The organism is Flavobacterium sp. UM26 (assembly GCF_057922445.1).
Window position 1 is genome coordinate 1 of sequence record NZ_JBVHCY010000008.1, and the last position, 23,625, is coordinate 23,625.

At 35.6% G+C, this 23,625-nt stretch carries 15 protein-coding genes; 3 read left to right on the forward strand and 12 right to left on the reverse strand.

Going from position 1 to position 23,625, the window contains the following annotated elements; all coding sequences use genetic code 11:
- Positions 1-273 precede the first annotated feature (273 nt).
- From ACZ1AQ_RS10370 to thrA, 5 genes are all read right to left on the reverse strand, one after another.
- Entirely contained in the window at positions 274-813 is a 540-nt protein-coding gene (locus ACZ1AQ_RS10370; RefSeq protein WP_489632834.1) for a hypothetical protein, read from the reverse strand.
- A gap of 622 nt (positions 814-1,435) precedes the next feature.
- Positions 1,436-2,479 (reverse strand): tyrosine-type recombinase/integrase, encoded by a 1,044-nt coding sequence (locus ACZ1AQ_RS10375; RefSeq protein ID WP_489632835.1) that lies wholly within the window; start codon positions 2,477-2,479, stop codon positions 1,436-1,438.
- A 325-nt stretch (positions 2,480-2,804) separates the two neighbouring features.
- On the reverse strand, positions 2,805-4,100 hold the full coding sequence (gene thrC / locus ACZ1AQ_RS10380) for a threonine synthase (protein ID WP_489632836.1): 1,296 nt from the start codon (positions 4,098-4,100) through the stop codon (positions 2,805-2,807).
- 129 nt (positions 4,101-4,229) lie between these two features.
- Positions 4,230-5,156: a homoserine kinase gene (locus ACZ1AQ_RS10385; protein WP_489632837.1), complete on the reverse strand. Its 927-nt coding sequence runs from the start codon at positions 5,154-5,156 to the stop codon at positions 4,230-4,232.
- A 104-nt stretch (positions 5,157-5,260) separates the two neighbouring features.
- Complete coding sequence (gene thrA / locus ACZ1AQ_RS10390) at positions 5,261-7,708, reverse strand: bifunctional aspartate kinase/homoserine dehydrogenase I (protein ID WP_489632838.1); 2,448 nt, start codon at positions 7,706-7,708, stop codon at positions 5,261-5,263.
- Between the two features lie 616 nt (positions 7,709-8,324).
- Here thrA and hutH point away from each other — a divergent pair.
- From hutH to ACZ1AQ_RS10405, 3 genes are read left to right on the forward strand one after another with little or no spacing between them, the layout of a single operon-like run.
- A complete protein-coding gene (hutH, locus tag ACZ1AQ_RS10395; protein ID WP_489632839.1) occupies positions 8,325-9,839 on the forward strand; it encodes a histidine ammonia-lyase in 1,515 nt (504 codons plus the stop codon).
- A 49-nt stretch (positions 9,840-9,888) separates the two neighbouring features.
- Complete coding sequence (locus ACZ1AQ_RS10400; protein ID WP_159691411.1) at positions 9,889-10,533, forward strand: DUF47 domain-containing protein; 645 nt, start codon at positions 9,889-9,891, stop codon at positions 10,531-10,533.
- 30 nt (positions 10,534-10,563) lie between these two features.
- Positions 10,564-11,853: an inorganic phosphate transporter gene (locus ACZ1AQ_RS10405; protein WP_489632840.1), complete on the forward strand. Its 1,290-nt coding sequence runs from the start codon at positions 10,564-10,566 to the stop codon at positions 11,851-11,853.
- A 64-nt stretch (positions 11,854-11,917) separates the two neighbouring features.
- Here the strand turns inward: ACZ1AQ_RS10405 and ACZ1AQ_RS10410 are convergent, their stop codons facing one another.
- The 7 genes from ACZ1AQ_RS10410 to ACZ1AQ_RS10440 form a co-directional block, all read right to left on the reverse strand.
- Positions 11,918-12,385 carry a nuclear transport factor 2 family protein gene (locus tag ACZ1AQ_RS10410; RefSeq protein WP_489632841.1) on the reverse strand — a complete coding sequence of 156 codons (468 nt, stop codon included), beginning with the start codon at positions 12,383-12,385 and terminating at the stop codon, positions 11,918-11,920.
- Between the two features lie 3 nt (positions 12,386-12,388).
- Positions 12,389-13,066 (reverse strand): peptidoglycan DD-metalloendopeptidase family protein, encoded by a 678-nt coding sequence (locus ACZ1AQ_RS10415; RefSeq protein WP_489632842.1) that lies wholly within the window; start codon positions 13,064-13,066, stop codon positions 12,389-12,391.
- Positions 13,067-13,180: 114 nt separating this feature from the next.
- A complete protein-coding gene (locus ACZ1AQ_RS10420; RefSeq protein ID WP_489632843.1) occupies positions 13,181-15,589 on the reverse strand; it encodes an alpha-ketoacid dehydrogenase subunit alpha/beta in 2,409 nt (802 codons plus the stop codon).
- 187 nt (positions 15,590-15,776) lie between these two features.
- Positions 15,777-18,605 carry an aminopeptidase gene (locus tag ACZ1AQ_RS10425; protein WP_489632844.1) on the reverse strand — a complete coding sequence of 943 codons (2,829 nt, stop codon included), beginning with the start codon at positions 18,603-18,605 and terminating at the stop codon, positions 15,777-15,779.
- A 292-nt stretch (positions 18,606-18,897) separates the two neighbouring features.
- Positions 18,898-19,626 carry an LOG family protein gene (locus tag ACZ1AQ_RS10430; protein WP_489632845.1) on the reverse strand — a complete coding sequence of 243 codons (729 nt, stop codon included), beginning with the start codon at positions 19,624-19,626 and terminating at the stop codon, positions 18,898-18,900.
- 48 nt (positions 19,627-19,674) lie between these two features.
- A complete protein-coding gene (gene uvrA, locus ACZ1AQ_RS10435) occupies positions 19,675-22,506 on the reverse strand; it encodes an excinuclease ABC subunit UvrA (RefSeq protein ID WP_489632846.1) in 2,832 nt (943 codons plus the stop codon).
- A gap of 117 nt (positions 22,507-22,623) precedes the next feature.
- Entirely contained in the window at positions 22,624-23,577 is a 954-nt protein-coding gene (locus ACZ1AQ_RS10440; protein ID WP_489632847.1) for a Fic family protein, read from the reverse strand.
- Positions 23,578-23,625 lie beyond the last annotated feature (48 nt).

Sequence of the window (23,625 nt, forward strand, 5' to 3'; positions counted from 1 at the left end):
ACAACTTATCAAAATTGAAATTATAATAGTCAAAAATAGAATGTATGATTTCTTCATTTTTATTTCTGTTTTTCTTGGTTTCCTTTCGGTTTTCTGTCGCTCGAAACTGACGCACAACGTCCCCGCGCTACACGCAGGCTGGGATTAAAGATGCGTAATCTTTCGGTTAAAAACAAATGTGTCAAATACAAACTATCTTCAAATTAAGCCAATTGCCCAGCTTGCTTGTAGCGTGTGTTGGCAGATGGTTTTTTCGTTCTTGTTCCGTTTGTGTTATCCCCAAGTGCTATCATAAATTTGATAGCGTAAATATTCTAATTTTCGGTTTTTATAATTCAGAATTTTAATTATGTTTGAATCAGTAAAATATTCGATATATATTGAATCGTCTATACTTATTCTTCTATAATCTGATGCATTTAAGAAAATGTATTTGTTTTTGTTTTCAATTTCAGAAAACATTTTAATCACATAATGGCTCCAATCATCTGAATCATTTTTATTCGTGATTTCTTTTTCTATAACTGTAAAGTAACCAATTATTTTCTGTTGGTTTAAAAGATTTCGTTTTAGATTTATATCTCGTTCAATTCCTTTTGTTAACATATAAGTTAGCATTCCTAGTGCAATTAATTCAAGTACAATTGCAAATCTATCTATTATATCCGATGACTTATTTGTGAAATTTAAAGTGTAAAAACCATAAAACAAAAGCAACAAAACTATTATCCAAAAAATCTTATATACATTACTAGTTTTTAACTCTTTAGTCAGATATGAAATATCATCTTCTGTTAATTCTATTTTTTCCAAAATGTTTGGTCTAAATTTAGTTACTTATTCAGTTTTCTGTCGCTCAAAACTAGCTGCCAACGTTCCCGCGCTACACGCGGTTTGGGTCTAAAGTAGCGTTATTTTTCTGATTAGCCAAAACTTTCATATACAAAACCAACTTCAAATTAAACCAATTACCCAAATCGCGTGTAACGTGTGTTAGGGTGTGTAGCGACAAGTTTGCTATGCACCAAAGTTCATCCGCTCCAATTTTCCAGCCCAATGTCGGCAACTTTTCCACGTTTCAATTTCTGTAGCTTTGGTGTTTTCTGTTTGTCGTCAGAATTATGTTTTTCCATTAAAACTCAAAAAAAATCGAAAAAATATTTCGTTTTCTGTTTTCCGAAAAGTGAGTCACATTTGTTTGTCTTTCGCTTTTCACTGTCAGATTATGAGCTTGCTTTGCGTCGGCTCACTCGCTAGTCCATTATAATTTTTTCAGTTGCAAAACGTCTGGTTGATGTTGGTTGTGTCTTTTCAACGGAGCTATACACCCTAACTATCATATAGGCGAAACAAACTTTCGTATATGCACCTTAATTCGGGTGGATAGGCGAAGTTTTGTTTCGCTATATTGATATTCAAATATATTCATTTTTTCTTACAAATCATCAAAAGGACTTTTTATTTGTTGAATGCTTTTCGTACTTACGTGAGTGTAAATTTCAGTAGTTTTACTACTATTATGCCCTAATAATTCTTGGATGTATCGCAAATCGGTGCCACTTTCTAATAAGTGAGTAGCAAAACTATGACGTAACCAATGTAAAGTAGCAGGTTTAACGATTCCTGTTTTCTGTAGCGCTTGTTTGAGGATGAGTTGTAAACTTCTAGCATCATAGGGCTCTCCCTTGATTTGTCCTTCAAATAAGTACGTAGAGGGTTGGTACACTTTGTAATATTCACGTAACATATTTAAAATTTTGGGCGATAATGGAGCAATACGATCTTTCTTTCCTTTTGCATTTTTGATCAATACGATGTTTCTTTTAGAATCAATATGAACAGGTTGTAAGGCTAATAGTTCTCCACATCGGAGCCCACAACTATAAATCAACGATAGCATGGTTTTGTGTTTGATGTTACTGTGAGCATTCAAAATCGATTTAACTTCCTCTTTACTCAATACGTTTGGGAGTACTTTTTCGCGCTTCGGCCGGTGAATTTTGTCGATGTCAATTTTGGTGTCACGAATAGTTTTAAAAAACAATTTTATGGCATTGACCATCTGATTTTGGTAGGATGCAGAAAGGTTTTTCTCTAAAATGTATACATTGTTATAGACAATTAAATCTTCATTCGTGATTTCGGAAATGGGTTTCTCGCGATGAAAAAACAAAAATGATTTTAAAGCCTCACTATAGGTTGTAATCGTACTTTCGCTGTAGCGTTTCGAACGCATCCATTGTTTGAATTTTTCGATTTGTACGATGCCTTCACTCGAAGGTATGGTGTGTGTATGAGTAAAGAGTTTAAATCGTATTCGATTTTCTTCCGTATCGGGCAAATGCCAAACCCCCAGGGTCTGACTCCATCGGGAGCCTTCGAGTTGTTTGATTCTGTTGATTAATTCAGCGTCTTTTTCAAAATAAACGGCAATTCTTTTTTCTTTTCGGTGTGTAATTAATTGGGCTTTCCAGTACATAAGGCGTATAATTAGAGTGTTAAATATACTAAAAATAGTGTTAACTAGCTAGTTATTAGTGATTAGTATGAAGGAAATTGTGTTGCTTGGGCTGGGCTTTACAGTTTTTTTCTTCAGAACTTTTTCATCTTTTTTTAGCTTGGAGTAGGGTGTACTTTCTATGTTTATAAAATCTAACGTCTTAATTATACCTTCCCTAGCCCTGATGGGAACGGCATCCTGTGGCTCCGGGGTTCGGAGCCACAGATATAGTGGACAGCAGGATTAAGCTCCTAAAAAAAAAGCGACTCCATGGTTGAAGTCGCTGCGCTATAGGGGAGAGGGATTAGCCTTTTTGTAAAAACGCTTTTAGTTCCTCATACGTTTTGATTTTGGTGCTTATTTTTTCTTTGTTCAAGACGCTTTCGATTTGGTGTGGGATGGGTAAAGTCACACCTAATGCAGGTTCTACGATGTCTAAGAACTTGATAGGGTGGGCGGTTTCGAGAAAAACACCAAGGGCATTTGGATGGTTTTGTAACTCTTTTTTCAAGCCTAAATAACCTACTGCGCCGTGTGGTTCTGCAATGTAGCCTTTTTGTTGTTGTATGGTTTTCATGGCTTCGAGCGTGGCAGCATCAGTAAAGGTGTAGGACGAAAAATCTTTTTCGAATTGCTTCAAATCATGTTGGTACAGCTCTTGTATGCGAACAAAATTACTTGGGTTTCCTACATCCATCGCATTCGAAATTGTAGCAATTGATGGTTTAGGGTCATATACGCCATTTTCTAGGAATCGCGGTACGGTATCGTTGGCATTGGTTGCAGCCACAAAATGTTCGATTGGCAATCCTAATTTTTTGGCAATGATACCAGCACAAATGTTACCAAAATTTCCACTAGGACAAGAGAAGACCAATGGTTTTTGATGTTGTTTCAAGGCTTTGTAAGCAAAGAAAAAGTAGAACATTTGAGGTAACCAGCGGGCAATGTTTATGGAATTAGCAGAAGTTAAATGTACACTGGCTAATTCTGAATCCAAAAAAGCTTTTTTGACCATGTCCTGGCAATCGTCAAAAACACCGTCAACTTCGAGCGCTTTGATGTTTTGTCCCAAGGTGGTGAGTTGGCGTTCTTGTATATCGCTCACTTTTCCTGATGGATACAGTATCACGACATCTACACCTTTTACACCCAGAAAGCCACTCGCTACAGCACCGCCTGTATCACCAGAAGTGGCAACCAATACTGTGTTCTTTTTTGCGGCATCATTTCGGTTAAAATAAGCGATGCAGCGTGACATGAAACGTGCTCCAACATCTTTGAACGCCATCGTTGGACCGTGAAATAATTCTAACGAATAAATGCCGTTTTCCACTTCAACGACTGGAAAATCAAAACAAAGGGTTTCTGTTATGATTTGGCGTAGAGTGTCTGCTGGAATTTCGTCACCCACAAATTGTTGTATGGCTTGAAATGCTATCTCCTCGTGAGATAGCTTTTCGATGTTTTCAAAAAAGTCAGCCGCTAATGGACTTATAGATTCCGGAAAATATAAGCCTTTATCAGAGGCCAATCCTTGTACCACCGCTTCTTCAAAAGAAACCTTGGGTGCATTGTGATTTAAACTATAGTATTTCATTTGTAGTGAATAGTCGCTCTCGACTGCGCTCGAGCTGACAATAATTAGTGATTAGTGATTAGTCCTTAGTGATTAGTTTTGGTTTGTTTTTTTGCTTGCTTGCATAAAACTGTATTCCCTCTTTGGGGGTTAGGGGGCTATGATAGTAACTCCATCCGGATTAATTTTTGATACATGGATTTCGTAAGGCAAATTCATGTCTTCATACACTTTGCTCATAGCATCGGCTATTTTTTTGGCTGTATTTTCTCCTTTACTTAACGCAAAAATAGAAGGTCCAGACCCTGAAATTCCAGATCCCAAGGCACCGTTTTCATAAGCTGTTTGTTTGATGGCATCAAAACCTGGGATTAACATACTACGCACCGGTTCTATGATTTCGTCATGCAACGAACGTCCGATAAGTTCGTAATCTTGAGTGTATAATCCTGCTACCAATCCACCCACATTACCCCACTGAGTAATGGCGCTTTTTAGGGAAACGGTTTGTTTCAAAACCGAACGTGCATCCGAAGTTTTGAGTTCAATTTGTGGATGAACTACCGTAGCATAAAGTGCTGAAGGACTGTCTATTTTTATAATATCTAAAGGGTTTGAGCTGCGAACCAAAGTAAAGCCACCCAAGAGGGCAGGAGCGACATTGTCGGCATGCGCATTATCGCTTGCTAACTTTTCGCCTTGCATGGCAAATTGCACCAATTCTTTGCGTGAAAACGGGCGGCCTAGCAATTCATTGATTCCAAATACAGCACCAGCAGAGCTTGCTGCGCTACTTCCAATGCCGCTTCCAGCTTTGATGTTTTTGTAGATTTCGATTTCAAAACCCATTTCTGTTTCATAAGCTTCTAGCAGTGCCAAAGCAGCTACTCCGGCTACATTTTTTTCGGTTTCCAAAGGCAAATCGGCACCCACGATTTTCGTGATACGAACCCCTTTTTCGTTTGAAGTTCGCACAATCATTTCGTCGCCCGCTGTGGCCAAACACAAGCCTAATACGTCAAATCCACAAGAAAGATTAGCGATAGTAGCCGGACAAAATAGTTTTATTTCTTTCATAAGTCAGCCCCTCCCGACCTCCCCAAAAGGGAGGAGTACAGAGGATTTATTAGTTAATATTTATTTTAAGCTTCACGAAATTCCCTCGTCTGAGGACTAGGGGGCTACACATTTCCAATTCGAATGACATCGGCAAAAATTCCCGAAGCCGTTACTGCGGCTCCAGCACCAGCGCCTTTGATTAATAAAGGTTGGTCTACATAGCGATCAGTGTAGAACAATACAATGTTATCTTTTCCCTCTAAGTTATAAAAAGGATGGTCTTTGGGTATGCATTGTAATCCTACATTAGCTTTGCCGTTTTCGAATTGCGCGACAAATTTTAGTCGGGATTCTTTTTCGTTGGCTTCTTGTAACAGCTGTTCAAAATGTGAGGCATGAGTTACTAAGGATTTGAAAAAATCGTCATTATTGGTTGTCTTCATGCAGGCTTCTGGTAAGAAAGAAAGATTTTCTATGTCTTCAATTTCCATTTGATAGCCACTCTCTCGGATCAGAATCAGAATCTTTCTGGCGACATCTACACCACTCAAATCGATTTTAGGGTCTGGCTCTGTAAATCCTTGTATTCCAGCTTCTTTAACTACTTCATCAAAAGAATTATTTTCATTAAAATTATTAAAGATAAAATTCAAACTACCCGATAAAACCGCTTGAATTTTGTGTACTTTATCTCCAGATGCAATTAGATTTTTTACGGTATCGATGATAGGTAATCCAGCACCAACATTGGTTTCGAATAAAAAGGGAGCGTTGTATTTTCGAGATAAACTTTTAAGGTTTTGGTAGTTGGCATAAGCTGATGAACAAGCAATTTTGTTACAAGTAACCACGGCTACGTTTTGTTTTAGAAATTGTTCATAAAGCTTAGACACACTTTCATTGGCCGTAATGTCGACGAATATGCTATTGCGTAAATTGAGTTCTTTTACTTTAGAAACAAATACTTCAGCGTTGCTTACTTCACCGTTTGCTAGAAGTGATGGCCAATCTTTGAGCGACATTCCGTCTTCGTCAAAATGCATTTTCTTAGAATTCGAAACCGCAATAACACGCAAATTGATTTTTAGATTTTCTTTTAAGAATTTCTTTTGTTGATGAATTTGCTCCATGAATTTTTCACCCACATTACCCACACCCATCACGAATAAGTTGAGTTGTTTGGTATTTTCTTCAAAGAAGTTTTCATGAAGGGTATTCAAGGCTTTTTTAACGTCTCTTTCGTTAATCACAACCGAAATGTTTCTTTCAGAGGCACCTTGTGCAATGGCACGAATGTTTACATTGTTTTTTCCTAAAGTACTAAACATACGTCCGCTTAGTCCTTGGTGATTTTTCATGTTTTCACCAACCAAAGCAATAATGCAAAGGTTTTTTTCGACTATACAAGGTTCTACTTTGTTTTGATTAATTTCAATTTCGAATGCTTTGTTGATGGCAATTTCGGCTGTTTCAGCATCTGAATTTTGGATACCAATACAAATGGAATGTTCTGACGAAGCTTGTGTAATGAAAATAACATTGATTTTTTCGTTAGACAAAACTTCAAAAAGACGTTTCGAAGAACCTGCTACACCAATCATTCCTGAGCCTTCAAGCGTTACCAATGTGATGTTGTCTATGTGACTGATTCCTTTTACAGGTGTTCCGTTAGCAACAACGGAATTGGAAATTAAAGTTCCTTCAGCTTGAGGTTCAAAAGTGTTTTTAATCCAAATTGGAATATTTTTTTGTAATACTGGTTGAATGGTTGGCGGATACAATACTTTGGCACCAAAATGCGACAATTCCATGGCCTCTTGATATGAAATAGTTGCAATAGGCTGAGCTTGTTTTACCAATTTAGGATTGGCAGTGTACATGCCGTTTACATCAGTCCAGATTTCCAATTCGGCTACATTCAAGGCACTTGCGTAAATGGCAGCAGTGTAATCAGATCCGCCACGTCCTAAAGTAGTAGTGATACCATCCTCTGTAGAAGCAATAAATCCTGGAAGCAGTACCACTTGCGCATCACTATTTTTAAAATAGTTTTGAATTAAATTATTGCTTAGTTCAAAATTTACAGTAGCCTTACCAAAAGTTGCATTGGTTTTGATCAATTCGCGGCTGTCTTTGTAGTGAGTCTTTTTTAAGTTTTGTTTCAAAGCCTCAGCAATGATAAAAGAGGATAACAATTCGCCAAAACTCAATATGGTGTCCGAAGTTCTAGGAGATAATTCGCCTAATAAAAAGCAGCCATCCAACAGGGTCTCTAAGTGATTGATGATGCGTTTGATATGACTTAATAAAGCGCTTTGTTCGCTAACAGGTATTAATTGTTTTAAGGTGTCTAGGTGTTTTTTTTCAATTTCCAAAACGATATCTCTAAAAGCTTCGTCGTTTTGTGCGGCTTTAGATGCGGCTAATTGTAACAAATCGGTTACTTTACTCAAGGCGGATACGACCACAGCCAAAGGTTCTTTTTCGGCTTTTTCTGCAATGATGGCTAAGACTAGTTTGATATTATCGGCATTGGCAACTGATGTTCCGCCAAATTTTAATACTCTCATTTTTATTTTTTTTATGTAATTGAATGCTAAGGTTTGCTGCCTCCCAAAAGTCTATTTTCTAAATAATAGATGGGACAAAAATCGGATGATATGTAATAAAGTATACCCCTAAAGGGTAGTGGTAGTTGTAGTAGTGGTAACAGCAATAGCAACTCCAGTTGAAGTTGTTAGTTGTAGTGAGTATGTGCTGTTATTATTTTCCATTTTGATTTTTCAAAAGTACAGTTTTTTTGCAAAGATTTAGAACTGTTTAGTCTTTTTGCGAATATTTTAATAATTATGAATCAATCCTCTTAAAATTGTATATAATTTATTTTTAGCGATAGATGGTTGTGATATTTTTGAGTTTACCGATAGATTAAAGACTAAATGTAGTAGTTGATTTTCCATAAAATTTGATCAGAACAGCTGTAAATAAGTTTGAAAATTTGCGTTGTAGTGTGATTTGCTAGTTTTTTTTAAAGATGATAAATGATCTTTAGTTAAAGTTAGATATCATACGCTAAGTGAGTTCAGGGAGTATGTTAAAACTGTTTGTTATTTTTTTAATTATTTCTAATTTCTGTTGGTTTTTAATATGAATTTATCCAATTTTGGCGCCTAAACGATTCTTAAAATGGATAATACGCATTATATTTCTACAGAACTCCTTACTTTTGAAGTACTTCAAGAGATTGTAGCTTTTCAAAAAACCATTGCTTTGTCTGAAGAAGCCAAAGTGAATATTCAGAAATGTAGGGATTTCTTGGATAAAAAAATGGCTACACATACAGAACCTATTTATGGTATCAATACAGGTTTTGGTTCCTTGTGTAATGTTAAAATTTCTAATGAAAACTTATCAAAACTACAGGAAAATTTAGTCAAATCGCACGCTTGTGGTTCAGGTGAAGAGGTGCCTACGGCTATTGTTCAATTGATGTTGTTGCTCAAAATTCAATCCTTAAGTTATGGTCACTCAGGCGTACAATTGCAAACCGTTGAGCGTTTAGTTGATTTTTATAACAACGGAATTTATCCCGTAGTGTACACATTGGGTTCTCTGGGAGCATCAGGAGATTTGGCGCCTTTAGCACATTTATCATTGCCGTTACTTGGAGAAGGTGAAGTGTATTTTGAAGGAAAAAAAGTGCACTCTAGTGAGGTGCTTGCTGCCTTTAAATGGGAACCAATTGTTTTACAATCCAAAGAAGGTTTAGCCTTGTTGAATGGAACACAATTTATGGCGGCTTATGGAGCTCATATTTTAATAAAAGCATACAAGTTCTCCTATTTTGCTGATTTAATCGGTGCGATCTCTCTAGAGGCTTTTGACGGACGAATAGAACCTTTTAATGAACTAATACATTATATACGTCCACATAAAGGTCAAATCGTGACAGCACAGCGTATGAAAGAATTTTTGGAGGGAAGCGAGATAATCGAACAACCTAAATCGCATGTGCAAGATCCATATTCGTTCCGCTGTATTCCTCAAGTTCATGGTGCTTCAAAAGATGCTATGGAGTATGTAAAAAAAGTATTTAAAACCGAAATCAACTCGGTTACTGATAATCCTAATATTTTTATAGAAAGTGACCAAATCATTTCTGGAGGTAATTTTCATGGGCAACCTTTGGCTTTGGCTTTAGATTTTATGGCAATTGCATTGGCTGAATTAGGAAGTATTTCTGAACGTAGAACTTATCAGTTGATTTCGGGCTTGCGAAATCTTCCCGCCTTTTTGGTAGACAATCCAGGATTGAATTCCGGATTCATGATTCCGCAATATACTGCTGCTAGTATTGCGAGTCAAAACAAACAATTGGCGACACCATCAAGCATTGATAGTATTGTTTCTAGTAATGGTCAAGAAGATCATGTGAGTATGGGAGCAAACGGGGCCACGAAATGTTTGAAAGTGCTTGATAATTTAGAACGTATTTTAGCTATTGAGTTAATGAATGCTTCGCAAGCAATTGAATTTAGAAGGCCTTTGCAATCAAGTGAATTTATTGAAATGTTTTTAAACGCTTACCGACAAGAAGTTCCTTTTGTAAGTGAAGATAGAATATTGCATTACGATATCGAAAAAACAATTTTCTTTTTAAACAGTTTTCAGGTTGAAGACGATTTGTTAACGTTAAATTAACATTGGCTTAAAATAATGAACTAATTTTGCAATTCTAAATCCTTATAAAATGACATTAAATAGTGTTTTCCAATTTTTAGTACCAAAGGACAAAAAGTTTTTTCCTTTATTCGAAGAGGCATCAAGCAATTTAATTGAATTGGCTTCTAACTTGCACGAAGCAGTAAACTTACCTCTAAAAGAAAGAGAAGTTTTGTTCTTAAAAATTGATGAATTAGAACAACGTGGTGAAGACTTAACACGTCAAACCAATTTAGAATTAAGTAGAAACTTTATTACTCCATTTGATAGAGAAGATATCCACTCTTTAATTACTTCAATTGATAACGTGGCCGATAATTTACATGGTGCAGCTAGTAGAATGCGCTTGTATCAAGTAGATAAAATCACGAAATCTATTCGTAAATTAACAGAAATTAACCTTGAAGCTTGTCAGCATATTGACGCTGCTGTTAAAGAGTTGAAAAATTTAGAGCGAATGAAAACCATTACTACGGCTTGTGCTAAAATCAATAAATTAGAGAACAAGTCAGACAATGTATACAACAAAGCTGTTTTTGAAATTTTTGAAAACGAAACTGACGTAAAAAATATCATTAAATACAAAGAAGTACTTTCTGTATTAGAAACTGCTACGGATAAATGTAAGAGTGTTGCTAGTGTTTTGGAATCTATCACTGTAAAACACTCGTAATCTTATTTATTCCCTATAGAAAATACAATTATGGAATTTACTTTATTAATACTTATTATTGTTTTAGCCTTAATCTTTGATTACATCAATGGTTTTCATGATGCAGCTAATGCAATTGCTACGGTGGTTGCGACAAAGGTGCTTTCACCTTTCCAAGCGGTAGTATGGGCAGCTTTCTTTAACTTTTTAGCCTATTGGGTATTTGGTTTTGGAGTAGCTGACACAGTTGCAAAGACAGCAAGTACCATGGATATTAACCTCGTGGTTATTCTGGCTGGAGTAATAGCAGCGATTTGTTGGAACTTGCTAACTTGGTGGTTAGGTATTCCTTCGAGTTCTTCTCATACTTTGATTGGAGGTTTTGCAGGTGCAGCCATTGCTCACGCAGGTTTTGGTGTAGTTACTTGGTTTAAAGAAGGGAAGGATGGAGGCTTACCATCTGGCGTTTTAATTGTTTTGGCATTTATAGTTTTAGCCCCATTGTTAGGAGCTTTAATATCTTATTTAATTTCCATTTGGTTGTTAAATTCTTCTAAGAAAAGTATTTATCCTAAAATATTTACCTTGTCAATTATGGTATTGACTGTTTGGTTTGTTGAAAAGCAAATGAAATATTACGCCGATATTGAAAAACCAAGATTTGATTCTCATTTTTGGAGTGTTGCTTTTGAAGCGCACAATATCAAATGGCTTTTAGTAGCTTTTATAATTTTATCCATTAGTACATTTTGTTTGATTTTTAGTAGTTTGAATATTCATCAAGCCAATTCTTGGTTGAAGAAATTTCAATTGCTTTCTTCTGCAGCCTTTAGTTTAGGTCACGGAGGTAATGATTCTCAAAAAGTAATGGGTATTATTGCAGCAGCAGTAGCAGTATACATTCATACTAGCGGTGTTGCTCAAGAATCATTGCCAGAATGGTTGAATGTAATTCTTCCGAACGAAGATAAAGGTATAAAAGGAGCAATGCCTTCTTGGATTCCCTTAGCTTGTTATTCTGCTATCGCGGCAGGTACCTTGAGTGGTGGTTGGAAAATTGTGAAAACAATGGGTTCTAAAATTACTAAAGTATCTTCCTTCGAGGGGGTTGCTGCCGAAACAGCTGGTGCATTGACTTTATATTTTACAGAGCATCTTAAAATTCCAGTAAGTACAACGCACACTATTACAGGTTCTATTATTGGAGTAGGATTGACTAAAAGAGTTTCTGCGGTTCGTTGGGGAGTAACTGTTAGTTTAATGTGGGCTTGGGTATTAACCATTCCTATTTCAGCATTGTTAGCAGCGATTACTTATTACATATTAAGTATCTTTTTGTAGATAATAAAAAGCATATAAAAAAAGGGCTAGTAAGATGATTTCTTATTAGCCTTTTTTTATTGGTTTATTGTTCACTATATTTTTTTAATGAATACAATGCTTTTTCTTGAATTTTCTTTTGGAAAAAGCCTGTCCAACCTAATAGAAAACCTTTCCATCCCATGGCTTGTTGTGACCATTTCCATACATTAAAATGGTCCGTATGTTTGTAAATAAGTCCGTCTTTGAATTGGAATTCGGCAGAGATACGATTGATTACATTGCGATTTGTTTGAGAGAAAGTATAATGGGCAACCCATTTTGCTTGTCCAAAGGTATCATCTGCTTTTACCTCACTATATTCTATTTTTATAGCGCCTTTAGCTCTTTCTAAAAGCATTTTCCACATCATAGATGGTTGTTCTTTCTTTAAAATCCCAAAAGCAGGGTCTTGAAATTGAATTTCTGAATGGTAACATTGGCTCATAGTGAGTGCGTCGCCATTTTGAAAAGCGGTATAGAATTTATGGATGAGTTGTTCGTTTGGATGCATCGTTTATTTAATTTTTAGTAATAAATTAGGGTCTGGGCAATTGGATAAGTAAAACGGTAGCGTGCTTAAACTACACACTCCTGGATAATCTCCTTCTTTGTTTTGTATGTCTTTAATGATTTGGAAATGCAAATGAGGTGCGTAATCACCATTTATGCTCGCCTTTCCTAATGTAGCTATCTGTTCTCCTTTTTTTACAATTTGTCCTTTAGATAGTTTTTGAATGGACTCTAGGGACAAGTGTCCGTATAAAGTGTAGAAATGATGGCCCTCAATTTCATGTTTCAAAATAATGGTTGGGCCGTAATCTCCCAGTTGATTATTGAATTGAAAACTGTGAATTTTTCCATCCAACGCTGCTAGAATAGGAGTATTAGCAATTGTCCATAAATCTAATCCAATGTGTATATTGCGTTCCTCTTCCTCTGAAGTATTGAACACGTGGCTTCTTTTGTATAAGTTTCTTGTTTCGTTATATCCGCCGTAGGCGACACTAGCTTTATTTTGTTTTAGGTAGTTGTCTATGAAGTTTTCAAAATCAGCAGAAGTAGTTAAATTATGGTTTGTTAATTCTTGATTGTGAATGGACAAATCTAATGGAACGTAAGAAGAATAGGGTCCAGTTGGAGCAATTACCTTTATTCCTTCGAGCTTTTGTAGTACTTGTTCAAGTGAGGTCATTTCTTTTTTTATTGAATTTTAAAAGTAATAAAAAAAGTATATAACAAAATGTTTATTGTGTAAATAAAAATGCCGTTCCTATTCGAAACGGCATTTTTTATAAGTGTTTATTTTTTAGTATAAACTAGGAAATTTAGCAGGATTACTTTCGTGCATCATACTGTACACTTTTTCGAATATATCCTCAGCAGATGGTTTTGAAAAATAATCGCCATCGGTTCCATAAGCTGGGCGATGTGCTTTGGCAGTAAGTGTTTCAGGCTTGCTATCTAAGTATTTGTAACCGTCCTGAATTTCTGTGATTTGTTGTAAGATATAAGCAGAAGCTCCACCAGGAACATCTTCGTCGATGACTAAAAGGCGATTGGTTTTAGCTAAACTTTTTACAATATCATGATTCAAGTCAAAAGGAAGTAATGACTGCACATCGATAACTTCGCAATTGATTCCCACTTCTAAAAGTTCGTTAGCGGCTTGTTGTACCAAGCGCAAAGTTGATCCGTAAGATACTAAAGTGATATCTGTTCCTTCTTTCAGTGTTTCAACAACTCCAATTGGTGTTTTGAATTCCCCATAATTATTAGGTGCAACTTCTTTCAAACGGTAACCATTTAAGCATTCTATCACTAAAGCTGGTTCGTCGCATTCTAGGAGTGAGTTGTAAAATCCTGCAGCTTGTGTCATGTTTCTAGGAACCAAAACATGCATTCCTCTAACAGCATTGATAATCATTCCCATTGGTGAACCAGAGTGCCAAATTCCTTCTAAACGGTGTCCACGAGTACGAACGATAAGTGGTGCTTTTTGTTTTCCAACGGTGCGGTATTGCAATGTAGCTAAGTCATCACTCATGATTTGAATAGCATACAATAAGTAATCTAAGTATTGAATTTCTGCTATAGGACGCAATCCTCTTAATGCCATACCGATTCCTTGACCTACAATGGTTGCTTCGCGAATTCCTGTATCGGCAACACGAAGTTCTCCGTATTTTTCTTGCATGCCTTCTAATCCTTGGTTCACGTCACCAATTGCTCCAGCATCTTCTCCAAAAATTAAAACTTCAGGATATTTGTTGAAAAGAGCGTCAAAGTTGTCGCGTAATATCATTCTACCATCTGTGTCAGCAGTGGCGTTTTCGTTGTAAGTTGGTACAACTTTTTGTATTGATTGAACATTAAAACGAGATTCAGAGTGAAGATTACTGCTAAATTTTGGTTGAGTAGTAGCAATATAATTTGATATCCATTGAGCTAGTTCATCATGTCCGTTTTGATTTATCAATAAACGTAATGACTTTCTTGCAGCAATTAAAATTTCCTTTTTCAGAGGATTTTTGATTGCTTTTAAGTCGGCACTATGCTTTAAAATAAAATCTTTATTGATGCTTGTTGGTGCTAATTTTTCTAAAATAGCGATAAGTTCTTTTTGCTCATTAATTATAGGTTGGATGAAGTTGTTCCAAGCCTCTTTTTTAGCGTCTAATACATTTTTTTTGGCTTCAGCATCAATAGCATCCAATTCCTCTGGAGAAGCAATATTGATGGCAATCATCCATAAACGCATTTGACGTAAACAGTCAAATTCTTTTTCCCAAGCCAAACGCTCACTATTTTTGTAGCGTTCGTGAGAACCCGAAGTAGAGTGACCTTGAGGTTGTGTTAGCTCTTGTACGTGAATTAAAACGGGTACATGTTCTTCGCGGGCAATTGCAGCTGCTTTTTCATAAGTGGCAATTAATTCAGCATAATCCCATCCTTTTACCCTAAAAATTTCATAACCATTGCCTTTTTCATCTCTTTGGTAGCCTTTTAGAATTTCAGAGATATTTTCTTTGGTAGTTTGATGCTTTGCATGAACCGAAATACCATATTCGTCATCCCAAACACTCATTACCATTGGTACTTGAAGAACTCCAGCAGCATTAATGGTTTCAAAAAACAGGCCTTCGGAGGTACTTGCGTTTCCTATAGTTCCCCATGCAATTTCATTGCCATTGTTAGAAAAATTAGAGGCATTTGTAATACCTTCTACGTTTCTATATATTTTAGAGGCTTGTGCTAATCCTAATAATCTTGGCATTTGTCCAGCTGTTGGAGAAATATCAGCACTTGAGTTTTTTTGTTGGGTTAAATTTTTCCAACTACCATCTTCGTTTAAACTATGTGTAACAAAATGACCGCCCATTTGTCTTCCTGCCGACATAGGATCGTGGTTCAAGTCCGTATGCCCGTATAATCCAGCAAAGAATTGAACAGGTGTTAGTTCACCTATGGCCATCATAAAAGTTTGATCTCGGTAATATCCAGAACGAAAATCTCCATTTTGAAAAGCTTTGGCCATAGCTAATTGTGGCACTTCTTTTCCGTCACCAAAAATACCAAATTTGGCTTTTCCGGTGAGTACTTCTTTGCGTCCTAAAAGACTGCATTCGCGACTGGTAATGGCTAATTTATAATCGTTTATAACTTCTGTTTTGAAATCTTCAAAAGTTAAAGTAGTGTTGTGTTGTTCTTTTACCATGATGCTGTAGATAGTAATTTTATGCAAACTTACTTAAAAACAAGTGATTTTCATAATTCGTTGCAGAAAATAAAATTAAATTATTTTCAATCAAATCCGTTTTTTATGGCTTTATGATTATGTAATTCTTTTGTATTTTATTAAAAAAATAACAATTTGTTATTTTTTAATCTGTTTTTAAACGGTTTTAAAACCATTTTCTAGTAAAAAGATTGATTAGTTTACTTGGGTCAAATGTAACTACAAATCTAATTTTCTGACTATAATTAGGTTGTCCAATTTCCCATCCGTTACTGGAATGAACCGGGAAATAAAGTTCGAAATAATCAGTGAGTAAATTTAATCTAACGCCACTATCATAAACAAATTGCGCTTGAGCACCTCTATTTTTAACAAAACCCGCATCGCCATAGAGTTCAATCCAATTCCAAACATTGAAGCTAGCGTTGAAAGTAGTCAACCATTGGTTGGCATAAGGTGTGCTGAGTTTAGATTTAAATCCTCCTTCTGCTAGGATAAATTGTCTACTAAAAAAGCCGGTACTTTCTGAACGTCCATAATAATTGTAATCAAACAAATAATCTGTGGGACGGTCTAAGGCGTAACTGAAAAAGTCAGTATTAGTAGAAGTGTTGTATAAAAAACGCCCAATGAACAGTCTTAAATTTAGTTGTCGATTGTCTCGGAACAATTTTCGGTAATCAATCTCTACAGATGTCTTACCAAATTCTTTTGCCAATTGTAAATCGGTGGCAAAACTCAAGTGATTCGTTATTTCTGTTTTTGAATTAATGTATCTAGCATTAAAAACCGAATAGTTTAATAAAGCATTATCCACCACAATTGCGCTTTTCTCTCTTTCGACCATAACATGTCGAAATACTAAAAGTTGTTTGCGATTGTCGCGAAAATCCCTGCTTCTAATTTGCATTTGTATCATTGGATTGAGTCGTAGGTAGGTAGCATCGGGAGCATAATGAAAATAAGATGCTCCAAGCGAATAACGAACATTGTACAAACGACTGTCTCGATAGTTTTCATTCACTACAAAAAATCCTGAACCCGAAAAAGTCTTTGCTTTTAAAGAATACATCGGACTCATATCAAATGTAAATGGCTTGTTTAAAATCGTTTTGTTATGAAAGCGTATACCAGGAGAAAAACCATCATATACATTAAATCCTAAAACTGGGGTATACAATACTTGATTGTAATATGGGTCTTCTAGGTCTTTTAGAAATACAAACTTTAATGGACGATTATTTGGAAAAAAACCATTCAATTTTCTCCAATTATTTCTTAAGTTAAATTCTGGGACTTCATTTTTTAAATTCAAAATAATTTTCTCAGCATTTGCTCTTGGAATACTGTAAATAGTATCTGGATTTTTTGGGATGTCCAACCATTTGCTAAAAACGATGTTTCCTTTTATGGTCCCATAAATTGGAACAGGTACAAAAACATTTGTCTTGTTCTTGATAGAAAAACGAATACTGTCTTTTGTTTTACTTACTAAATCAAATTTAAAATCAATCATTTTTCTAGAGTTAATAATTGTTTCAAAGAACCAGTCTATGTTTTTCGAAGTATTAGACTTTAAAATGGTTTTTAAATCAGAACTATTGCATTGTTTTTGTTGATTCAAGTCAAAAAAAGCAGTAATACTTTTTGGTACAACTTCTTCCTTTAAATAATCATTTAAATATCGAAAACTCAATCCAGCTCTGTATTTACTAGCAATTTGCTCATTGAATTTTATTAAAGTATTTTTTGGGTCACCTAGTGGTTGGTCTAGATTTTTCCTTGCCATTAGGGTGTAGAAATAACTGTATTGTTCGTTAAAATCAAGATGAACTAGATGGTAACTTTTTAGCAGTTTTATGTTTCCAATGGCGCCTAACATTTTACTATTGGGATGAAAAGTGTCAATGTAATGCATCATGGTATAAATTTGAATACCATCATAAATCCAGTTGTCTTTTCTGGGATCCAAACGCAAACTGTTTTTCAAGTAATTGTTTAAAAAGGTTTTTAAAAATTGTAATTCAAAAATAAATTCATTGCTAAATGGGCTCAAAAACGAAGGCAGTTGATTGAGTCCGTAAAATGGATTATGCTCATAATCAGATTGTGAAACGGTTATTTTAGTATGAGGGAAAACACCTATCGTAGTTCTAGCAAAATGAGCAATTCGATCAATGATAATCGCTTTTTGAATGGGATCAATATGATAATCTTTTAAGTTGGTTTGTATCTCAACAAAATCACTTTTGTAGCTAGTAAAACTGTTGTTTTTTTCGATAAACAAACTAAAATCCGATCTATTTTTATCGCTCAAAATATAAAAACTAGCGTTGTTCTCGGAACTTGCTTTTACGCAATTCATATCCGAAGTTACAGCATAGTTCAAAGGAACCTTTAGCTTAATATCATACGAACAAATTGCGTTAGCAATATCTTCTAAATTAGCATTACTGTTTTGAGTAAAATCATGATTTTCATATCGAGCAGGCGATAAAAACCAATTTTTCAATGTCATTTTTTGGGCAGAATATCCAATTCCAGTAAAGCGATCATTGGGGATTTTTGAAACATAAACCAATCGCAAATCTACACTCTGGTTTGGCAGCAAAGGTTCATTCAAACTCAAGTCAATTACATCTGGCTTTTTGTCTATCCGACGCCAAGACATTTCGTTTTGCTTCGCATCTTTTATACTCAAATTAAAAGTTCCCCCGCGTTCCTGTTTTTGAGCCAAGTGAAATCCTCTGTAAAATTCATCCGAAAAACGCTTGCCCAATGGAGTAGCAATATCTGAATAAGCATGATTCCAATCGTTCAGTACAATACGAGTCAGGGTGTCATTCGTGTCGTTAAAAAAACGAAGTTCCTGCTCCACAAATAACGATTTATCCGACCAATTTACCGTTACATCTAGCTTAGAATAATGCTGTCCTCTTATCATAGGCGATAAAAAAAGCATTAGTATAAACAAAAAAATAGAGGTGTAACGCATTAAATAGCTTTTGGTTTGGGATATATTTTGGTTATGAATTAGGAGTCAGTTTTATATTTTGGAGCAAATTACAAAAGGCTTTTCAGGAAACAACATCCCGCTATCCGCTATATCTTTGTTTTTTTGAAGAAAAAAACAAAGGATGCCGCTACTATCGGGGCTAAAGATAAACATTTAGCTTTCTTGGTTTTATTTCAAAACAAAAACAAACTCTACCACATAAAAATACATATTCTAGTCGAAATCCAGCAGGAAGTGTAAAAAAAAACTGTCCAAGTGGACAGTTTTTTTATTAAAAGTTTGGACTCAAATCATACTTCTTATAAAATTTATCCAATACATCTAGCACTTCATCTTCAGTGTCTACAAGTTTAAATAATTCCAAATCATCTTCGCTAATGGTATGTTCTCTTTCCACCAATACACTTTTAATCCAATCTATCAAACCCGACCAGAAACTAGTTCCTACCAAAATGATTGGGAACTTTCCAATCTTTTTAGTTTGAATCAAAGTAATGGCTTCAAATAGTTCATCCATAGTCCCAAAACCACCCGGCATCACAATAAATCCTTGCGAATATTTCACAAACATTACTTTGCGCACGAAGAAATAGTCAAAATTCAGGTTCTTGTCGTGGTCAATATACGGATTGAAATGTTGTTCAAACGGCAATTCAATATTCAATCCTACCGAAGTTCCACCGCCTAAATGAGCGCCTTTGTTTCCAGCTTCCATAATTCCAGGACCACCACCCGTGATGATGCCGTAACCTGCTTTGCTAATTTTATAAGCAATTTTCTCAGCCAATAAATAGTAAGGGGTGTCAGGTTTTAAACGTGCCGAACCAAAAATAGTCACACAAGGCCCAATTCGACTCATCGTTTCGTATCCATTTACGAATTCGGACATAATTTTGAAAATCGCCCAGCTATCATTCGTACGAATTTCATTCCAAGTTTTGCGTTTCAATTTATCTTGAATCACTTTGTCTTCGTCATTATCAAAATCTTCTAATTTCATAATTTTTAATTTTAGCTATTTTTTTATTTCCCCTCCAAAGAAGGGGAATTATACCAATTCTTTCTTTAAAAATTCTCCTGTATAACTCTTTTTTACTTTAATGATTTCCTCAGGTGTTCCTTTGGCTACAAGCTGTCCACCACCTTTTCCGCCTTCGGGACCAATGTCAATGATGTAATCGGCTAGTTTAATGACGTCCATATTATGTTCGATAATCAAAACGGTATTTCCTTTATCCACCAATCGATTAATCACATCCATCAACACCCGAATATCCTCAAAATGTAAGCCTGTAGTCGGTTCGTCTAAAATATAAAAAGTATTTCCTGTGTCTTTTTTAGATAATTCACCCGCTAGTTTAATACGTTGCGCCTCTCCACCAGAAAGCGTGGTGCTTTGTTGTCCCAAAGTGATATAACCCAAACCAACATCTTGCAAGGTTTTGACTTTTCTATAAATTTTTGGGATGTTTTCAAAAAACGGTACCGCTTCATCAATCGTCATATCCAAAACATCCGAAATCGACTTGCCTTTGTAACGAATTTCAAGGGTTTCTCTATTAAAACGCTTCCCTTGACAACTTTCGCATTCTACATACACATCAGGTAAAAAGTTCATTTCGATAGTTCGAACACCAGAGCCTTCGCAGGTTTCACATCGACCACCTTTTACATTAAAACTAAAACGTCCCGCTTTGTATCCCCGAATCATACTTTCAGAAGTCATCGTAAACAAATTGCGGATTTCGGTAAAAACTTCAGTATAAGTGGCAGGATTAGAACGAGGTGTTCTTCCAATCGGACTTTGGTCAATATCAATTACTTTATCGATATGTTCCAAACCTTCAATTTTTTTATAAGGTTGTGGTTTTTTGACCCCGTTAAAATAATATGCATTCAAAATAGGGTAGAGGGTCTCGTTGATTAAAGTCGATTTTCCACTTCCAGAAACGCCTGTTACACAAATCATTTGCCCCAATGGAATTTCTATAGAAACATTTTTTAGATTGTTTCCCGTTGCTCCAGTTAATTTAAGAAACTTTCCATTGCCAGTTCGGCGTTTTTTGGGAATGTCAAATTTTATTTTTCCATTCAAATACTGTGCAGTAATCGTGTTTGAGGCTAAGGTTTCTTGTGGAGTACCAATGCTGATGATTTCGCCTCCATATTTCCCTGCTTTTGGACCAATATCTATTACATAATCGGCACGTTCAATCATATCTTTATCGTGTTCAACTACCAAAACCGAATTACCAATATCTCGCAATTGCTCTAAAGAATGAATTAATTTCTCATTATCTCTTTGATGTAAACCAATACTCGGTTCGTCTAAAATATAGAGAACACCAACCAATTGCGAGCCAATTTGGGTAGCCAAACGAATACGTTGTGCTTCACCACCCGAAAGTGATTTTGAACTTCGGCTCAACGCCAAATAATTTAAACCTACATTCATCAAAAACGCTAATCTGTCTTTGATTTCCTTGATGACTTCTGTTGCAATTCGTTTTTGTTTATCGGTCAAATGATTTTCTAAATCCAAAAACCAAGTGGTCAAATCTGAAATGTCCATACTGCACAATTCAGAAATATTCTTTTCGTTTACTCTAAAATAATTAGCTTCTTTTTTAAGACGAGATCCTTCGCAAACAGGACAAGGAATTTCGTCCATAAATTCTTTAGCCCAACGCCTAATAGCAGTAGAACCACTTTCGTCGTGTTGATTTTTGATAAAATGCGAAATACCTTCAAAATCAATTTTATACTCTCTCGTTACACCCAAATCTTTAGATTGAACTGAGAATTTTTCTTTACCACCGTTCAAAATCATTTCCATAGCTTCTGCTGGAATTTTTTCGATGGGGTCCGTTATTTTGAAATTAAATTTTTCTCCAATAGTTTCAAGCTGCTTAAAAATCCAAGACGACTTGTATTCTCCAAGCGGAGCAAAACCACCCGCTTTGATGGATAATTTTGGATTGGGAATGATTTTTTTGGTATTGATTTCATTAATGGTTCCTAACCCATTGCAGTGTTCACAAGCTCCTTTTGGGGAGTTGAATGAAAACAAATTGGGTTCAGGATTTTGATAGGATATTCCCGTTGTCGGACACATCAAGTTGCGGCTAAAAAAACGTACCTCATTGGTGTCTTGATCCAAAATCATCAATACATTTTCACCATGATGCATAGCGGTATTGATGCTTTCGGACAAACGTTTCTGAATATCTTCAGAAGTATCAACCGCAATTCTATCCACAACAATCTCAATATCGTGTGTTTTGTAGCGATCGAGCTTCATTCCGGGAGTAATGTCTACTATCTCGCCATTTACTCTTACTTTTAGAAAACCTTGTTTAGTGATTTGTTGAAAGAGTTCTGCATAATGACCTTTTCTGGCTCGAATAATTGGAGCCAAAATATTGATTCTTTTTCCGTTAAAATTCTGAATAATCAATTCTTTAATTTGTTCATCAGAGTAGGAAACCATTTTCTCTCCCGTGTTGTAACTGTAAGCATCGGCGGCACGAGCATATAACAAACGCAAGAAATCATATATTTCGGTAATGGTTCCAACAGTAGAACGCGGACTTTTGCTAGTTGTTTTTTGTTCAATCGCAATTACAGGAGAAAGCCCATCGATTTTATCAACATCAGGACGTTCTAATCCTCCTAAAAATTGTCGGGCATAAGCAGAAAATGTTTCTACATAGCGGCGTTGCCCTTCGGCATAAATCGTGTCGAAAGCCAAGGAAGATTTTCCAGAACCCGAAAGCCCTGTTATGACAACGAGTTTTTCTCTAGGAATAGCAATGTCGATGTTTTTTAGGTTGTGAACGCGAGCGCCTTGAACTTCAATGGTATTATTTGTATCTAGCATAATTTTGCAAATTCCGAATAGGTCGGAAGCAAAGTTACTATTTTGATTTGTTCTTTTAGTAGAACACTATCGAAGATTGTGTTAAAAAAAGGTACAAAAAAAACGCTAAATTGTGAATTAGCGTTTTCTTTTTCTAGTGCTCATATAAGCTTCGATGGCTTCTTTCGTGGTGTACCAATTTCTGCCTTCTTTGTAGGCATCTATTTTACCCGTTCGAGCTAGTAAGCTAACATATTCTTGACCGTAAGGGCTGCTTGGTTCACTAACAATATTAGCTATTGTCTTATAGTCGTTGTTACTATCAGGCATAGCATTTAGGTAAATATTCAAACTTCGTTCAAGAGCTTGACTCATCAAGAGCATAAGCTTTTGATAGTTGCCGTTGTTAGCTTGGTTGAGGGCTTCATAGTACTTTTTTCTGTCGTTTTTGAGAATAATTGCTGGTGGAAAACCACAGCGCATTAATAACAAATTCATACTTAAGCGAACCGTTCTTCCATTGCCATCAAAAAAAGGATGAATCCAAACTAATTTATGATGAAAAATAGTTGCCAACTCAATATCGTTCAGGTTTAAAGGGTTGGTGTTAATAAAATCAATCAATTCATCTAGTAAATCCGAAACTTTGTTGGCATTAGGTGGAACAAAATTAGCCCCAGAGATGCGAACCCCTCCATTACGTAACCTACCTGCAAAATTATCTTCAATGGAACGTAATACCAAACCGTGTAACGATAATATATCAATACTTCGTAATACATAGTTCTCATTGATTATCGAAAAAAGGTAATCAATGGCTTTGTCGTGATTGTGTGCTTCGAAATGTTCTCTTAAAGAAATCCCTTTTATAGTAATTCCTTCTTGCAAGACCATTTGTGTTTCTCTAAGTGTTAAGGTGTTTCCTTCTATACTATTGGAATTGTAGGTCCATTCTATGGATAAACTTTCTTTGATTTTATTCAAAGCGATAGTAGGCAAGGGTCTGCTATTTTGCAAATCTTGTTTTTTTTGATACAATCGTTCAAAAGTTGATTGAAATTCTTCGCGATATCCTAAATCTATTTTCCACATAACCCCACAAAGTTACAATTAATATCGGATATTAAAAATTTTTATTGC

What these genes read in the sequence shown, in the direction of transcription:
- ACZ1AQ_RS10375 (WP_489632835.1), bottom strand. Translation starts at nt 2,479, where the DNA reads ATGTACTGGAAAGCCCAATTAATTACACACCGAAAAGAAAAAAGAATT.
- thrC (WP_489632836.1), bottom strand. Translation starts at nt 4,100, where the DNA reads ATGAAATACTATAGTTTAAATCACAATGCACCCAAGGTTTCTTTTGAA.
- ACZ1AQ_RS10385 (WP_489632837.1), bottom strand. Translation starts at nt 5,156, where the DNA reads ATGAAAGAAATAAAACTATTTTGTCCGGCTACTATCGCTAATCTTTCT.
- thrA (WP_489632838.1), bottom strand. Translation starts at nt 7,708, where the DNA reads ATGAGAGTATTAAAATTTGGCGGAACATCAGTTGCCAATGCCGATAAT.
- hutH (WP_489632839.1), top strand. Translation starts at nt 8,325, where the DNA reads ATGGATAATACGCATTATATTTCTACAGAACTCCTTACTTTTGAAGTA.
- ACZ1AQ_RS10400 (WP_159691411.1), top strand. Translation starts at nt 9,889, where the DNA reads ATGACATTAAATAGTGTTTTCCAATTTTTAGTACCAAAGGACAAAAAG.
- ACZ1AQ_RS10405 (WP_489632840.1), top strand. Translation starts at nt 10,564, where the DNA reads ATGGAATTTACTTTATTAATACTTATTATTGTTTTAGCCTTAATCTTT.
- ACZ1AQ_RS10410 (WP_489632841.1), bottom strand. Translation starts at nt 12,385, where the DNA reads ATGCATCCAAACGAACAACTCATCCATAAATTCTATACCGCTTTTCAA.
- ACZ1AQ_RS10415 (WP_489632842.1), bottom strand. Translation starts at nt 13,066, where the DNA reads ATGACCTCACTTGAACAAGTACTACAAAAGCTCGAAGGAATAAAGGTA.
- ACZ1AQ_RS10420 (WP_489632843.1), bottom strand. Translation starts at nt 15,589, where the DNA reads ATGGTAAAAGAACAACACAACACTACTTTAACTTTTGAAGATTTCAAA.
- ACZ1AQ_RS10425 (WP_489632844.1), bottom strand. Translation starts at nt 18,605, where the DNA reads ATGCGTTACACCTCTATTTTTTTGTTTATACTAATGCTTTTTTTATCG.
- ACZ1AQ_RS10430 (WP_489632845.1), bottom strand. Translation starts at nt 19,626, where the DNA reads ATGAAATTAGAAGATTTTGATAATGACGAAGACAAAGTGATTCAAGAT.
- uvrA (WP_489632846.1), bottom strand. Translation starts at nt 22,506, where the DNA reads ATGCTAGATACAAATAATACCATTGAAGTTCAAGGCGCTCGCGTTCAC.
- ACZ1AQ_RS10440 (WP_489632847.1), bottom strand. Translation starts at nt 23,577, where the DNA reads ATGTGGAAAATAGATTTAGGATATCGCGAAGAATTTCAATCAACTTTT.